The organism is Marinimicrobium sp. C6131, from assembly GCF_026153455.1.
Taxonomy (GTDB): domain Bacteria; phylum Pseudomonadota; class Gammaproteobacteria; order Pseudomonadales; family Cellvibrionaceae; genus Marinimicrobium.
The window spans coordinates 2,095,987-2,110,594 of sequence record NZ_CP110629.1 but is presented as its reverse complement, the minus strand read 5'-3'; the positions used below and the strand labels follow the sequence as shown (position 1 = coordinate 2,110,594).

General features: G+C 61.0%; 12 protein-coding genes and 1 tRNA gene. 5 read left to right on the top strand and 8 right to left on the bottom strand.

All coding sequences use genetic code 11. From position 1 onward, the window contains the following. Positions 1–165 precede the first annotated feature (165 nt). Positions 166–3,375 carry a LamG-like jellyroll fold domain-containing protein gene (locus OOT55_RS09135; protein WP_265365577.1) on the top strand — a complete coding sequence of 1,070 codons (3,210 nt, stop codon included), beginning with the start codon at positions 166–168 and terminating at the stop codon, positions 3,373–3,375. A gap of 88 nt (positions 3,376–3,463) precedes the next feature. On the opposite strand, the gene pth is transcribed toward OOT55_RS09135, so the two are convergent. The 7 genes from pth to OOT55_RS09100 all read right to left on the bottom strand — a co-directional run bounded on the left by pth (position 3,464) and on the right by OOT55_RS09100 (position 9,373). Next, positions 3,464–4,048 carry an aminoacyl-tRNA hydrolase gene (gene pth / locus OOT55_RS09130; RefSeq protein ID WP_265365576.1) on the bottom strand — a complete coding sequence of 195 codons (585 nt, stop codon included), beginning with the start codon at positions 4,046–4,048 and terminating at the stop codon, positions 3,464–3,466. A gap of 74 nt (positions 4,049–4,122) precedes the next feature. Next, positions 4,123–4,770, bottom strand: a complete 648-nt coding sequence (locus OOT55_RS09125) for a 50S ribosomal protein L25/general stress protein Ctc (protein WP_265365575.1) — start codon at positions 4,768–4,770, stop codon at positions 4,123–4,125. 108 nt (positions 4,771–4,878) lie between these two features. Continuing rightward, a complete protein-coding gene (locus OOT55_RS09120; RefSeq protein WP_036160594.1) occupies positions 4,879–5,808 on the bottom strand; it encodes a ribose-phosphate pyrophosphokinase in 930 nt (309 codons plus the stop codon). A 224-nt stretch (positions 5,809–6,032) separates the two neighbouring features. Continuing rightward, a tRNA-Gln gene (locus tag OOT55_RS09115) sits at positions 6,033–6,107 on the bottom strand. 34 nt (positions 6,108–6,141) lie between these two features. Continuing rightward, the gene (ispE, locus tag OOT55_RS09110; RefSeq protein ID WP_265368767.1) at positions 6,142–7,008 is read right to left on the bottom strand and encodes a 4-(cytidine 5'-diphospho)-2-C-methyl-D-erythritol kinase; all 867 of its coding nucleotides are present in this window, start codon (positions 7,006–7,008) and stop codon (positions 6,142–6,144) included. Next, a complete protein-coding gene (lolB, locus tag OOT55_RS09105) occupies positions 7,005–7,592 on the bottom strand; it encodes a lipoprotein insertase outer membrane protein LolB (protein ID WP_265368766.1) in 588 nt (195 codons plus the stop codon). The genes ispE and lolB overlap by 4 nt, the downstream gene beginning before the upstream one ends. Beyond that, positions 7,589–9,373, bottom strand: a complete 1,785-nt coding sequence (locus tag OOT55_RS09100) for a tetratricopeptide repeat protein (RefSeq protein ID WP_265368765.1) — start codon at positions 9,371–9,373, stop codon at positions 7,589–7,591. The genes lolB and OOT55_RS09100 overlap by 4 nt, the downstream gene beginning before the upstream one ends. Positions 9,374–9,579: 206 nt before the next feature. Between OOT55_RS09100 and hemA the strand changes: the two genes are divergently transcribed. Genes hemA through OOT55_RS09080 form a run of 4 tightly spaced genes read left to right on the top strand, consistent with a single transcriptional unit; the run spans position 9,580 to position 13,559 of the window. Continuing rightward, a complete protein-coding gene (hemA, locus tag OOT55_RS09095; RefSeq protein WP_265368764.1) occupies positions 9,580–10,866 on the top strand; it encodes a glutamyl-tRNA reductase in 1,287 nt (428 codons plus the stop codon). Continuing rightward, the gene (gene prfA / locus OOT55_RS09090; protein WP_265368763.1) at positions 10,863–11,939 is read left to right on the top strand and encodes a peptide chain release factor 1; all 1,077 of its coding nucleotides are present in this window, start codon (positions 10,863–10,865) and stop codon (positions 11,937–11,939) included. The genes hemA and prfA overlap by 4 nt, the downstream gene beginning before the upstream one ends. Further along, positions 11,939–12,805, top strand: coding sequence for a peptide chain release factor N(5)-glutamine methyltransferase (gene prmC, locus OOT55_RS09085; RefSeq protein WP_265368762.1), 867 nt, complete (start codon positions 11,939–11,941; stop codon positions 12,803–12,805). Before prfA ends, prmC begins: the two co-directional genes overlap by 1 nt. Beyond that, positions 12,795–13,559, top strand: coding sequence for a HesA/MoeB/ThiF family protein (locus OOT55_RS09080; RefSeq protein WP_265368813.1), 765 nt, complete (start codon positions 12,795–12,797; stop codon positions 13,557–13,559). The genes prmC and OOT55_RS09080 overlap by 11 nt, the downstream gene beginning before the upstream one ends. Here OOT55_RS09080 and OOT55_RS09075 read toward each other — a convergent pair. Continuing rightward, entirely contained in the window at positions 13,529–14,530 is a 1,002-nt protein-coding gene (locus tag OOT55_RS09075; protein WP_265368761.1) for an adenosine kinase, read from the bottom strand. The two genes, OOT55_RS09080 and OOT55_RS09075, sit on opposite strands and share 31 nt — an antisense overlap. Between the last annotated feature and the right edge of the window lie 78 nt (positions 14,531–14,608).

Below are 14,608 nucleotides of genomic sequence, written 5' to 3'. Positions count from 1 at the left end.
ACTGATGAATCCCCCTGAGCCAGGGACTGGCTCGCGTTACTGCTGTACCCCTGAAGTGTTGTATTTCAAAAAACCCGACTAACCATAATAACCGGGGTTTTACGTTCTCAAATGACCTGCGAGTCATGAAGTCCGAGTCTGCGTGCCCGGTCCCTTGGAGGACTTATGACAATAAAACACGTCGCACTACTGATTTTTTCCCTTGGCCTCTTTTCGCTTCAAGCCCATGCCTACCCCTCATCCGTTCTTCATCTGAAGTACGATGAACCGAATGGCGAGGAAGACGTCATCGATCAAGTGGCCGGAAAAGTGTATTCCATCCGCCACGTCAACAACCCGCCGGAGCGAGTGCCCGGAGTGACCGGAAACGCTCTGCGGACCGACGGTTACTCCACCTGGTTGTCCGGCGATCTGTCCGTGTCGGTGAGCGATCAGATGACGCTGTCGACCTGGATTGCACTGGAGAGTTATCCCTCGACAGAGGAGGGAAACCATCAGGCGTCGTCATTGATCCACGCGACAGGCGCAGACGATTTCAATCTGGGCATTGATACCTACGGTAACTGGTGGTTTCACGTTTACATTGGCGGGCAGGCGCGGACGGTGTTCGCCCCGGAGCCTTTCCCTCTGTATGCCTGGACCCACGTGGCGGCCACCGTCAATGCGGGCACCGTTACGTTGTATATCAATGGCGTAGAGCAGGTGTCCCAGAGCTTTCCGGCGACCGACATTCAACTGCCCACCAACGGCGAGCTGGTGGTTGGCCGAAGCAGCAACCCGCAGATTTCCTTTGGGGTGTTTGAAGTGAACGCCATCAGCGCCGCCTACGATGAAACGGCCATCGAAGATGTGGCGGTCTCTCAGGCGGAGCTGAAGAACCGGTACGAAGCGCATCGGTTTACGCCCTGGCAGAGTGCCATTGTGGTGCCGGATACCCGCTTCGCCGATGATCATCTGCGTCCCCGATACCATGCACTGCCACCCGCCAACTGGACCAATGAACCCCACGGCCTGGTGGAGCACGATGGTCGCTTTCATATGTTCTATCAGCGCACACCCAATGGTCCCTATAAATGGATGATGCACTGGGGGCATATGTTCTCCGACGATCTGGTGAACTGGACCAACACCAAAGATGCCCTCTATCCAAAGGAGAATACCGGCGGTCAGTCGGGTCTGGGGTCCAAGGGTATCTGGTCCGGCGATGTGGTGATGGACAATGGTTGGGCGCATGCCTTCTACACTACCGTGAACTACGACGGTGATTTCAATCCCGGTGTGGCCTGGGCCACCAGCAATGACGGGAATCTGGAGCGGTGGACCCAGTACGGTGGGATCATCGACAAAAATGACCCCAACCCGGGCAATGTTCTGGACCTGCGGGACCCCTACGTGTGGCATTCGGATGGCCGGTGGCACATGATCATTGGTGCGGCCACGCAAAATGGCGGTGGCCTCGAGTACTACCATACGACGCACCTTGGCGATGGCTATTGGGAGCGATCATCGGCCGGTTTTACGTCCATCCCCTACGACACCATGGACCCCGGTTCCGCCATCTGGGAAATGCCGGTTTTCGAGTATCTGGGGACCGTGAATGGGGTGGATAAATACGTGCTGGTCGTGTCTCCCATTGGCGGAAGCATGCAGAAAAACAACGCGCCGTTCATCCGCAGCAAATACTGGACGGGAACCTGGCAGGTGGATGGCCAGGGGGTAGGCCAGTTTGTTCCCGATTATGATCAACCCAAAAATCTGGATGTACTGCACGGTCATCTTTCACCGACCATTGCCCGCCGCAATGGTCAACTGGTGGCCATCGGCATCGTGGATGAGCGGACCAATTCCCAGATGCAGAACGATCTGGGTTGGGCTCACACCTTCAGCCTGCCGGTGGAGTGGCGCCTGCTTGACGATGGTGAAACCCTGGGGCAGCGCCCTTACCCGGGGCTTGAGAGCCTGAGAACCCACGATGCCCGTAACCTGGCCGGGAATCTGTCCATCAGTGCGGATACGGACCTGGATTTCGGCAGCGCTCAGGCTGAACTGTTGATTGAGGTGGATCCCGGCAACACCGGCAATCAATACGGGTTTTACGTTGCCGCCTCGCCGAATATGCAGGAGGTTACCCGCATCTACTATGATGGGGACGACGTGATCATTGATAAGAGCAGTATGAGCCAGTACACCGGGCTGGAAGAAAGCGGTGTTTACGTTGGCAGCTACGACGAGGCCGCTTTCGGAAAACCGGAGTCCTTCAGGGTGTACATTGATCACTCGGTGATCGCGGTGTTCATCAATGACAAGGCTGCTTTTCATCACCGGATTTATCCCTCCCGGACCGACAGCACTCAGGTTGGTCTGATCGCCGACGGCGGCACCACGACGTTTACCTCCGTGCAGGCCTTTCCCCTGCAGGGATCCGACAATGACGGCCTCATGTATGACTTTGAGGGCGATCTCAACGGCTGGACGCCGACCGGCGATGCGTTCTCTTCGCTGGATGTTGCGGATGACAGTTGTTACTGGGTTGAGTGCTATCCCTTCGAGCGCAACGGAAACTTCCACGTGTGGGGATTCAAAGACGGTGGGGACGATCAGCTCGGTGAGTTGCAATCCCCGACGTTTGAGTTGGGCGGTGACGGTACCATAGGACTGCTGGTGGGCGGCGGCGATAACCTCAACAATCTCTATGTGGCCCTGATCGACGGGGACTCCGGGCTGGAGTTGGACCGGGTGACTGGCACCGACAGCGAGGCACTGAGTTACCGGGAGCTCGACGGTTCGGCCTGCGTGGGCCAGAGCTGTTACCTGAAGGCCGTGGACGATGCGACCGGTGGCTGGGGGCATCTGAATCTGGATGCGGTACAGATCCCTCTGGCTCGACCGGCGCCAGCGGCTCTGCCAGTGGACGTACGAGTGTTCGATTTTGAGAGCGGCGACCTGACCGGCTGGACGGCTTACGGCGATGCGTTCTCCGTCGCGGATGTCAGTGATGACGCCTGCTATTGGGTCGAGTGTTACAGCTTTGACCGTGAAGGGAGCTATCACCTCTGGGGGTTCAAGGATGGAGGCGATGACCTGACCGGCGAGCTGCACTCGGACACTTTCACTCTGTCCGGCGATGGGCTGATTGATGTGTTGATCAGCGGTGGTGCGGACATCAACAACCAGTATCTGGCGCTGATGGATGCGGAGTTCGATATTGAACTGGATCGGGTCACCGGTAACGACAGCGAGACGCTGGTTGAAAAGCAGTTGAATGGCCGCGATTCGGTGGGCCGGCCGGTGTATCTGAAAGCGGTGGACAACTCCACGGGAGGGTGGGGCCACCTGAATCTGGATTACATCCGTGCGCCTGTCGTCCCCGAGTAGGTTGAGGCGTTACGTGGTAACGGCGGATGCACGCTACGCGCTCCGATGCGTCGGACCGATCCGCCGTTACCCAAACTTGAGGCACTGGTTACACTCTGGTGTGCAACTGATTCATCGCCTTGGCCCACTCGCCCTTCGCGGCGAGCGGCAGCACATCGATGGCCCGGTCAATGGCATCGTGAAGCGCCTGCTGTTCGCTGGTGGGCGCTTTCTTCAGCACAAAGCCCACCACTTGCGAGGCGGACCCCGGGTGGCCGATGCCCAGGCGCAGACGATTGAAGTCTTTGTTGTTGCCCAGCGCCTTGATGGTATCGCGCAGGCCGTTGTGGCCGCCGTGGCCGCCACCGTGTTTCAGGCGGGCGGTGCCGGGGGGCAGGTCCAGCTCGTCGTGGGCCACCAGAATGGCCTCGGGCGGAATCTTGAAAAATTGCGCCATGGCGCTGATGGCCTGACCGCTGCGGTTCATGAAGGTGGTGGGAATCAGCAGGCGCAGGTCTTGCCCGTCCAGGGTGATGCGGGCGGTCAAGCCGTGAAACTTGCTCTCGGGAGTAAGGGTCGCGCCGGTGCGGTAGGCCAGCTCGGTGACAAAGTCGGCACCGGCGTTGTGGCGTGTCCGGTCGTATTCGGTGCCCGGATTACCCAGGCCGACAATCATCTGTAGGGGCGTGTCCATGGGGGTTCACCTTTCAGATAGAAAAACACCCCGAGGGCAAAGCCCGTCGGGGTGTGTTTTCGGGCGAGGGAGGTTTACTTCTCCTCTTCACCACCTTCTTCACCGTCTTCGCTTTCGGCTTCTTCAGAGGCCATGCCGCGCGGCTTGTTGATGGACACAACCGGCTGGTCGTGATCCGGGCCGTGGCTCAGTTCCACGGACTCAACGCCCTTCGGCAGTTTCAGGTCAGAGATGTGCAGGCTGTGGCCCAGCTCCAGGTCGGCCACGTCCACTTCGATGTACTCGGGCAGATCGGCCGGCAGACAGGTAATGTCCAACTGAACCATGTTATGTACGATCTTGCCGCCCTGCAGCTTGACACCCTTGGCGGTTTCCTCATTGAGGAAGTGCAGCGGTACACTGGTGTTCAGCTTGGTGGTTTTGGAGACGCGCTGGAAGTCAGCGTGCATGGTGTAACCCTTGGCCGGGTGACGCTGCAGGTCCTTGAGGATCACATTTTCGGATTTGCCGTCAATGTTCAGCTCAATGATGTGCGAGAAGAAAGCTTCGCTCTCCAGGTGCTTGGTCAGTTCTTTCTGGCTGACCATGATGGAGGCAGGCTTCTTGGCTTTGCCGCCGTACACGATGGCGGGTACTTTGCCCTCGAGACGACGCAGGCGGCGGCTCGCACCTTTCCCCAGGTCTTCTCGGGCTTCGGCGTTCAATTTAAAATCTTCAGACATGATAAGTCCTCGATGTTATCCACTGGAATCCGCGACCAGAATCACCAGCGGGGTTCAAAAAGCGACCGGACAGTCGTGTCGGCCGCGGTTAGCTGAGTGCACCGTTCTTTAGTTGAACATTGCGCTCAGGGATTCTTCATTGCTCAGGCGGCGAACCGCTTCGGCGAGCATGCGCGACAGGGTCAGGGTGCGTACCCGTGAGCAGTTGCGCGCCGCTTCACTCAGCGGGATGGAGTCGGTCACGACCAGCTCATCCAACTGCGAGTTGTCCAGGCGGTCAATGGCGCTGCCGGACAGTACCGGGTGGGTACAGTAGGCCACCACTTTATTGGCACCCTGCTTTTTCAGGGCGACCGCGGCGTTGCAGAGCGTACCGGCGGTATCGACCATGTCGTCCACCAGCAGGCAGGTGCGGCCATCCACTTCACCGATGATGTTCATCACTTCCGCCACATTCGGGTTGGGGCGGCGTTTGTCGATGATGGCCAGGTCCACGCCAAGCTGTTTGGCCACCGCGCGGGCGCGAACCACGCCGCCGATGTCCGGAGAGACCACAATCAGGTCTTCAAAATTCTGTTTTTCGACGTCTTCCAGCAATACCGGCGAGCCGTAAACGTTATCTACGGGCACGTCGAAAAAGCCCTGAATCTGTTCGGCGTGCAGGTCCACGGTCAGCAGGCGGTCAATGCCCACGCCCACCAGCATATCGGCCACCACTTTGGCGGTGATGGGTACCCGGGCGGAACGAACGCGCCGGTCCTGCCGGGCGTAGCCGAAGTAGGGGACCACGGCGGTAATGCGTCCGGCCGAGGCGCGTCGCAACGCGTCAATCATGATCATCAGCTCCATGATGTTGCGATTGGTGGGCGCGCAGGTGGGCTGAACAATGAACACGTCCCGGCCACGAACGTTGGTGTTCAGTTCAACGGCAATTTCGCCATCGGAAAACTGGGAGACTGATACGTCTCCGAGGTCGATGCCCAGGCAGTCCACGATCTTCTGGGACAGTTCCGGGTTGGCGTTGCCGGTGAATACCATTAGCTCAGTCACGTTCGGTACCTTTTGTTTGCCTTGCCGCTTTATTACAGCCGTATTCTTGTCTGGCGTCGAACCAATGCGGGACAGATGGAGGGAAAACTGAGCTCTTGTTGAGGCAGGTTGCCGGTTCCGTTATCTGATCCGCGGGAAACACGTAGGAGAGGTGCTATAGGCATCGACCCAAACGAACAGCGCCGCTGAGGCAGCGGCGCGTTAACGAATAATGGCTGGGGCGGTAGGATTCGAACCTACGCGTGACGGGATCAAAACCCGCTGCCTTACCGCTTGGCTACGCCCCAGTAGTCGTCGTTTCAGCGATTACGGAAACCGCTTTTACAATGTTCGACTGTCATTCTGCCTGAACAGTCGATCATGCACCGGTGACAGGTTGACGCCTCTGGCCACGAAACTGGACCAGTGAGTGGGCGTTTTCCTTTGTACGTCTCGCGCTTCGTCTTCATTGTCGAAGCTGGCGAACACGCTTGCGCCGGTGCCGGACATTGTAGCGTTGCTGACAAAATTTTCCAACCAAATCAGCGCTTTATCGACTTCCGGATAAAGTTTTCTGACCAGTGGTTGGCAATCGTTTTTGCCGCCCCGCTCGAGAAAGGCCGCTACTGTAATGGGCGCTGTGTCTCTTGTCAAATCTTTGTGACAAAAAATTGTGCCAGTGGCCACGGGCGTGGGTGGCGTGACCACCAGAAACCAGCGTTCGGGCAAATCGATGGGCACCAGTCGCTCGCCGACCCCTTCCGCCCAGGCGCTATGGCCGGCGACAAATACCGGGACATCGGCCCCAAGTTGCAACCCCACCGCCTGCAGTTCCGTGTTGGAGTATTGGCAATCCCACAGGTGGTTCAGCGCCAGCAGCGTTGTGGCGGCGTCGCTACTGCCACCGCCCAGTCCGCCACCCATGGGCAGGCGTTTGTGCAGTGTGATATCGACACCGGTGTACGCGGTGGCGCGCGGGCGCAAAAGCTGGGCGGCGCGCCAGACGAGGTTGTCCTTCAGCGGCACGCCTTCGATGGCGGGGTGCAGGTGAATGTCGGTGTCCGACCTTGGGCTGAAGGTCAGTTCATCGCCGTAATCGAGCAGTTGAAAGGCGCTCTGCAGCTCATGATAACCGTCCGGACGGCGCCCCAGGATATGCAGGCACAGGTTCAGTTTGGCGGGTGCGGGCAGGGTGATGGCCGGGTTCATGATTCAGGCAGGGACCAGTCGTATACGATCAGCGTCAGCCGGGTGTCTTTGCGTTCGGCCACAATGCGACCGGGCAGTGGCAGCAGGCCGATGGCCTCGTAGTCACTGTAATGCAGCGTCCAACCGCTTTGCCGCAGGGTTTTCAGCAAACCCTGTGGTGTGCGTTCCATTACCCGATGGCGGCTGTCCGGGGCGGGGATGCCCCGCACCCAGTAAGTCAGCTCGGCCACCGGCACTCGCCAGCCGGTGGTCTGCCACATCAGGGCTTCGGCGCTGGCGGCCTCCAGGGGTGGCTCACCGCCCTGGCGCAGACGAACGCCGCTATCGGTGGTTTCGATGATGACCCGCCCCTGGCCGAAGGGGCCGCTCAGGTCGATCCGGTAGTCGCTCCGGTCCTGATGCCAGCGCAGCCGGGCGCTGCCGCTGTTGTCGGGGAGTCTCGCTCCCAGCTTGCCGCTGAGTTGCCAGCTGTTGAGCCGCTGGGCAGCGGCCTGATGGCGTTCCCAGTCCTCGACGGGCTGTAGCGGTTGGCGGGCGCAGCCGACGACCAGCAGCATCAGTGTCAGAGCGAGGACACGGCTCATCGATCGGCGCCCTCCGCATCGGCGCCCAGGCGTTCGCGGGTGGCGGGTATCAGCTCGCTTTCCGGGTCGGTTTCCAGCCCCTGCTGCCAGACGGCCCTTGCTTCCTCTTTTCGGTCCAGTTGCCATAGAACCTCGCCCAGGTGGGCGGCAATCTCCTGATCCGGATAAGCGCTCATGGCGTCCTGCAGGTATGGCAGGGCCTCTTCGGGGCGGCCCAGGTTGTAGAGCACCCAGCCCATGCTGTCGAGAATGGCAGGCTCTTCCGGGTTGAGTGCCAGGGCCTGGCGAATCAGTTCATAGGCCTCTTCGTGACGATCCGTTTTATCCGTCAGGATGTAGCCGAGCGCATTGAGCGCCGTGGCATTGTGGGGGTCATAGGTCAGAATGTTGCGCAGGTCCCGCTCGGCGGCCTCCAGGCGGTCCTGCTGGTCGTACAGCATGGCGCGGGAGTAAAGCAGGTCGCTGTGCGTCGGGTGCGCCTCCAGCGCGTTGCCCAGCAGGGCTTCGGCGGATTCCTCATGGCCCTTCTGAAGCAGAACCCGGGCCTGGAACAGATAGAGGTCGGCGGCCCGGTCCGGGAAGCGGTTGCGCATCCGGTTCATATGATCGTTGGCGGCTTCCAACTGGCCGCTGTCAATCAGCAGCTCCATGATGTTGATGGTGGCCTGAAGAAAATCGCTGCCCGGCTCAACCTGAAGGTAGTACAGCAGCGCCTCCTCGTTGCGCCCTTGTTGCTCGGCCAACTGACCCAGGTAGAAGTTGGCGCTGGAGGCGTGTTCGTCGCTGTCGAGCAGGCTTTCAAAACTGGTCTGGGCGGTCTCGGTGTCGCCCCGCTCCAAGGCAACGATACCCAGTGACAGCCGCAGATCCGGGTCCCGGGGCTCTTGGCGTACCAGTACCTCAAACTGCTCCTGGGCCATCGCCAGGTCATGCTGGGTGAGCAGACGGGCGTACTGCAGCCGTAGGCGCAGGCTTTCCGGGTTATCCTCCAGGGCTCCCACCACCGTCTGCAGGGCCTCGTCGGATCGCTCCAGCTGGTTCAGCAGTGTGGCCTTGAGGATGGTGGCCGCCACGCTGTCCGGTGCTTCTTTCAGGGCGCGAGCGGCATAGTTCAGCGCCGGCTCAAGGTCCCCCTGTTGCTGCATCAGCAGGCCGGTGCCAATCAGCAGCTCCTGGTGCTCCGGGTACTCTTCCAGGAGCGCCAGGTAGCCGTCGATCAGTCGCTCGCGTTGGGTATCCGTCGCCTCGGAGGCACTGGCGGCAATGTTCTGGAACAGGGTGTGCTCGCCCTTGGCCTGAAGCTTCCGCGACAGTTCGAAGGCCTCCTGCAGCCGACCGTTCTGCACCAGGGCCAGGGCGGCATTCAGTTGAGCTTCGGTGTCGTCCGGGGCGACCTCTACCCAGAGCAGGGCCGCATCGAGCAGGGCGTTGTTGGCCGAGAGAAAGCGGGCAATATGGGTGGCCCGGGCCGCAACCTGAGGGTCCCGGGTCTGGTGGGCCTGCTGGAGATAGTTGGACAGCGCAATATCAAACTGCTGCCGACTACCGGCAATTTCCGCCGCGAGCAGCGCGTACAGGGTATCGCTGGTGAATGGGCGGGTGGGCGCCGGTTGCGCGGCTCGGGGCTCGGGCTCCCGGGCCGCGTCCGCACGGTCGGGTGCAGCCTCGGCCGGTTCGCTGGCCGAGACTGGCTCGCGCTCGGGCCCTGTTGGCTGTTGGGCGCAGCCGAGTAGCAGCGCGCCCAGCGCCAGGGCAGTCACTAACGGGACACTGACGTTCATAAGGTCTCATCGGTTGATTGGCTATTCCGGCATCATAAACAGAGCGGGCCGGGTTCGCCAGTCGGGTTGCTCTCCGGCTGGCTTCGACGTCCCATTGCGGCGATAATTCCCGGGGTGGTGAGCGTTTTCCTTGCTCGCCCCTTGCGCCCGGCCCCTCAGGGCCGGACAATGGCGTCCCTTTTGCTGGCAAAACCTGCTCCTACTCTATGACCCTGTTGGCGTTCGGTATCAATCACAATACGGCTCCCCTGGCGATCCGCGAGCGCGTGGCGTTCGGACCCGACAGCCTGGAGCATGCGTTGATGCAGGCCCGCGAGCGGGCGGGGCTGAATGAAGTCGCCATTCTCTCGACCTGCAACCGCACCGAGATATACGCCGCCAGCGACGCCGAGGTTCACGCCCTGTTGACCTGGCTGCTAGAGCATACCCAGATGGATGAGGATGCCCTGAGCCGGTGTTACTACTGCTTTGAAGATGCCGAAGCGGTAGGGCATATGATGAAAGTCGCCGGCGGGCTGGACTCGTTGGTGTTGGGGGAGCCCCAGATTCTGGGCCAGATGAAATCCGCTTACGCGGTGGCCAGCCAGGCGGGTACCGTGGGGGCGACTCTGCATTCGGCGTTTCAGCAGGTGTTCGGCGTTGCCAAGCGGGTCCGCTCGGAAACCGCCATTGGCGAAAATCCGGTGTCCGTGGCCTACGCGGCGGTTACCCTGGCCCAGCAGATCTTCTCCGATCTCAAAGAAGACACCGCTCTGCTTATTGGCGCCGGTGAAACCATCCAGTTGGTGGCCCGACATCTCAAAGAGCAGGGAATTCGACGATTGGTCGTGGCCAACCGTACCCTGGAGCGGGCGCACGTTATTTCCCAGGAGCTGGGGGCCGAGGCGATTCTGCTGGCGGACATTCCGGAGCACCTGCACAAGGCCGATATTGTGATTTCCTCCACGGCCAGCCAGTTGCCCCTGTTGGGCAAGGGAGCGGTGGAGTCGGCGCTGAAAAAGCGCAAACACAAACCGATGTTCATGCTTGATATTGCGGTTCCCCGGGATATCGAAGAGGAGGTCGGCTCGCTGGATGATGTCTACCTGTACACGGTGGACGATCTGCACGCGGTCATTGATCAGAACAAAAAGTCCCGGGAGGCCGCCGCCGACAAGGCCCGGGAAATTATTGCCGAAGGCGTCGGCCAATACCTGAAAATGCAGCGTGCCCAGGACGCGGCGGTCACCATCCGCTCGTATCGGCAACAGGCTGAAGCGTTGGCGGCCCGGGAGCTGACCAAAGCCCAGAAGGCGCTGGAGGCCGGCGGTGATCCGGCCCAACTGATGGCGCAGTTGTCCCGAGCCGTCACCAACAAATTATTGCATCCGCCCAGTGTGGCTTTGCGTCAGGCCAGCGCCGAGGGGCGCACGGAACTGGTCGCCGCGGCGCGCGAACTGTTTGGGCTGCAGGCGGATGACACCGAGACCCAAGAGAAAAGCGAACCCGAATGAAAGCATCCATTGAAGAAAAACTGTCCCGCCTGACCGAGCGCCACGAAGAGGTCGGCCAACTGTTGTCCGATCCGGACATCATTGGCAACCAGAACCGGTTTCGGGAGTTGTCCAAAGAGTACGCCGAGCTGGAGCCGGTGGTGCAGAGTTACGCCCGCTACCATCAGATGAAGGCCGATCGCGACGAGGCGGAGACCCTGCTGTCCGACCCGGAAATGCGAGACATGGCTCGCGAGGAGCTGGACGCCTGCGACGAACAGCTGGGGCCGATGGAAGAGGAGTTGCAGCGCCTGTTGCTGCCCAAAGATCCGAACGACGGCAAGAACGTGTTTCTGGAAATTCGCGCCGGCACCGGCGGTGACGAAGCGGCGATTTTCGCCGGCGACCTGTTCCGCATGTACAGCAAATACGCCGAGCAGAAAAAGTGGCGTATCGAAATCATCAGTCAGAACGAGGGTGAGCACGGCGGCTACAAGGAAATCATCAGCCGGGTGTCCGGCGACAGCGTGTACGCCAGCCTGAAATTTGAATCCGGTGCGCATCGGGTGCAGCGTGTGCCCGAAACCGAATCCCAGGGTCGCATTCACACCTCGGCCTGTACCGTGGCGGTCTTGCCCGAAGCCGACGAAGTGGAAGCGGTGGACATCAGCAAAGCGGATATCCGGGTCGATACCTTCCGCGCCTCCGGCGCCGGTGGTCAGCACGTCAACAAAACCGATTCGGCCATTCGCATTACCCACATTCCCACCGGCATTGTGGTGGAGTGTCAGGACGAGCGCTCCCAGCACAAAAACCGGGCCCGGGCGATGTCACTGCTGGCCTCCAAACTGAAAAGCCAGAGCGAAGAGGCCGCGGCCAAAAGCCTGTCGGACGAGCGGCGCAACCTGGTGGGCTCGGGCGATCGCTCTGAGCGTATTCGCACCTACAACTTTCCCCAGGGGCGGGTGACCGATCACCGCATCAACCTCACGCTGTATAAACTGGATGAGGTGATGCAGGGCGCACTCGACGAAGTGGTGCAGCCTCTGGTGCATGAGTATCAGGCCGACCAGCTCGCGTCCCTGGCGGAGTGATGCGCACCGTGAATGAAGCGTTGCGCCGGGCCGTCGAACTGAGCCCGGTGAGCGACTCCCCCCGCCTTGATGTGGAGCTGTTGTTGAGTTGGGTGCTCGGCAAGGAGCGGGTCTGGCTGTACACCTGGCCGGAAACCGAATTGAGCGACGCCCAGCAGGCCGAATTTGATCGGGCGTTGTCCCGGCGTCGCAACGGCGAACCGATTGCCCATATCATGGGCGAACGGGAGTTCTGGTCACTGCCGCTGTACGTCGATGCCAGCACACTGATTCCCCGCCCGGATTCCGAGCGACTGGTGGAATTGGCCCTGGCGCTGACGGAAAGTGTCCCCTCTGGCCGCGCGCTGGATCTCGGCACCGGCACCGGTGCACTGGCGCTGGCGTTTGCCAGTGAGCGACCCGCCTGGGAAGTAACCGCTCTGGATGCCTCCACGGCGGCGATTGACCTGGCCCGGCGCAACGCCAGGCGCCTCGGGCTGGAGCGGGTCCGCTGCCTGCACAGTGACTGGTATTCGGCGTTGCCTATGGACGAGCGGTTTGAGTTGGTGATGAGCAATCCTCCCTACATAGCGGACTGCGACCCGCACCTGAACCGGGGCGATGTGCGCTTTGAACCCCGCTCCGCGCTGGTAGCCGAACGCCAGGGACTGGCGGACATTGAGCACATCGTGAATCTCTCTCCCCGGCATTTGTTGCCTGGCGGCTGGTTGTTGATAGAGCATGGCTGGGAACAGGGATCGGCGGCGCGAGAGCTGTTCACGGTACGGGGCTTTCGCGCCGTACGCACCGAGCAGGACCTGAACGAACGCGACCGAGTCACACTGGGGCAATGGCCCGCAGAGGAGGTGGCCGATGATGAACGATAACCAACTGCTGCGCTACAGCCGGCACATCCTGTTACCGGAAGTGGATGTCGAAGGGCAGGAACGATTGTTGAACGCCCGCGTGTTGATCGTGGGGCTCGGCGGCCTGGGCGCACCCGTGGCGATGTACCTGGCCGCCTCCGGGGTCGGGGAGTTATGGCTGGCGGACCACGATGAGGTCGATCTGTCCAACCTTCAGCGGCAGATCGTGCACACCACTGAACGTGTCGGCGAGTCCAAGGTCCGTTCGGCCGCCGCCGCCCTGCAGGCCTTGAACCCGGATGTAAAACTGGTCCCCATTGAAGAAAAACTCAGTGGCGAGTCGCTCATCGCCCGTGTGCGTGAGGCGGATCTGGTCATTGACGCCACGGATAACTTCAGCGTGCGCTACGCCATCAACGAAGCCTGTGTCGCCACTCGTACACCGCTGGTGTCCGGCGCCGCGATTCGCCTGGAAGGGCAGGTCACGGTGTTCGATTCGCGCCGGGATGACAGCCCCTGCTACCGCTGCCTGTACGACGTGAATGAAGACGAGCAACTCAACTGCGCCAGCAGCGGTGTACTGGCGCCCCTGGTGGGCGTCATTGGCAGCATGCAGGCACTGGAGGCGGTAAAACTGCTGGCCGGTGTCGGCTCCAGCCTGGCCGGCCGGCTGCTGCTGTTCGATGCCACCACCAGCCAGTGGCGCGAACTCAAACTCCCCCGCGACCCGGATTGCCCGGTCTGCTACCCAAAAAACGCCTGCTTCAACTCCTGATGCTGCTCCGGGCGCAGCCGCGGGCCGTACTGGGTGACCACCTTGCTGGCGGCCAGGCTTGCGAACCGGCCGGCGACATCGTACCCGTGCCCCTGGCTCAGAGCGTACAGAAACGCACCGGCAAACATATCGCCGGCACCGTTGGTGTCCACCGCTTTCACCGGCTGGGCATCAATGTGATAAGAGTGGCGGCCATCAAAAACCAGCGCGCCGTCCGCGCCGCAGGTGATGGCAAAGGAGCGGCAGTAATCCTGCAGTGACTGGGCCGCCTCTTCCAGAGTGTTGGTGCCGGTAAAGCCCATGGCTTCCTCGCGGTTGCAGAACAGCAGGTCCACGCCTTTGCCGATCATCTCCAGCAGGCCGTCGCGGAAGAACTGCACCATGGCCGGGTCCGACAGGCTCAGTGAGGTCAGAGTGTTACGCTTCTCCGCCCGCTCGCGCAGCTCAATGGCGGCGGCCCGGCCGGTGTCCGAGCTGACCAGGTAACCTTCGATATACACATAGTCCGCCGCATCAATGGCGGGAGTGTGCAGCTCGTTCACAGACAGTCCGGCACTGATGCCGAGAAAGGTGTTCATGCTGCGCTCGGCATCCGGGGTGATCATCACCAGACATTTACCGGTGATGCCCTCATCGCTGCCCAGGTGCTCGGGATAGTCCACTCCGGCGGCCTTGATGTCGTTCAGGTAGAACTCGCCGTTCTCGTCATTGGCGACCCGGCAGGAATAAAAACTGCGACAACCGAAGTAACTGGCGGCAATCACGGTGTTGGCCCCGGAGCCGCCGCTGGCGCGATTGGAATGAACCAAGTGGTCGCTCAAGTAGTCAATCAGCTCAGACTGGCGGGGCTCATCGACCAGCGTCATCACACCTTTGGCGACGGCCATGGCTTTCAGGTCGGCGTCACTGACTTCGATTTCGGTGTCCACCAGAGCCGCGCCGATGCCGTAGATGTGATAGTGGTCGTTCATGAATGCCTCGCTGTCAGTCCGAAATTGAGCGCCGTGTGGCGCTTCCGGTTGGGTTTTGGCCGACCATTATGCAAAATA

What these genes read in the sequence shown, in the direction of transcription:
- OOT55_RS09135 (WP_265365577.1), top strand. Translation starts at nt 166, where the DNA reads ATGACAATAAAACACGTCGCACTACTGATTTTTTCCCTTGGCCTCTTT.
- pth (WP_265365576.1), bottom strand. Translation starts at nt 4,048, where the DNA reads ATGGACACGCCCCTACAGATGATTGTCGGCCTGGGTAATCCGGGCACC.
- OOT55_RS09125 (WP_265365575.1), bottom strand. Translation starts at nt 4,770, where the DNA reads ATGTCTGAAGATTTTAAATTGAACGCCGAAGCCCGAGAAGACCTGGGG.
- OOT55_RS09120 (WP_036160594.1), bottom strand. Translation starts at nt 5,808, where the DNA reads ATGGTATTCACCGGCAACGCCAACCCGGAACTGTCCCAGAAGATCGTG.
- ispE (WP_265368767.1), bottom strand. Translation starts at nt 7,008, where the DNA reads ATGAACCCGGCCATCACCCTGCCCGCACCCGCCAAACTGAACCTGTGC.
- lolB (WP_265368766.1), bottom strand. Translation starts at nt 7,592, where the DNA reads ATGAGCCGTGTCCTCGCTCTGACACTGATGCTGCTGGTCGTCGGCTGC.
- OOT55_RS09100 (WP_265368765.1), bottom strand. Translation starts at nt 9,373, where the DNA reads ATGAACGTCAGTGTCCCGTTAGTGACTGCCCTGGCGCTGGGCGCGCTG.
- hemA (WP_265368764.1), top strand. Translation starts at nt 9,580, where the DNA reads ATGACCCTGTTGGCGTTCGGTATCAATCACAATACGGCTCCCCTGGCG.
- prfA (WP_265368763.1), top strand. Translation starts at nt 10,863, where the DNA reads ATGAAAGCATCCATTGAAGAAAAACTGTCCCGCCTGACCGAGCGCCAC.
- prmC (WP_265368762.1), top strand. Translation starts at nt 11,939, where the DNA reads ATGCGCACCGTGAATGAAGCGTTGCGCCGGGCCGTCGAACTGAGCCCG.
- OOT55_RS09080 (WP_265368813.1), top strand. Translation starts at nt 12,795, where the DNA reads ATGAACGATAACCAACTGCTGCGCTACAGCCGGCACATCCTGTTACCG.
- OOT55_RS09075 (WP_265368761.1), bottom strand. Translation starts at nt 14,530, where the DNA reads ATGAACGACCACTATCACATCTACGGCATCGGCGCGGCTCTGGTGGAC.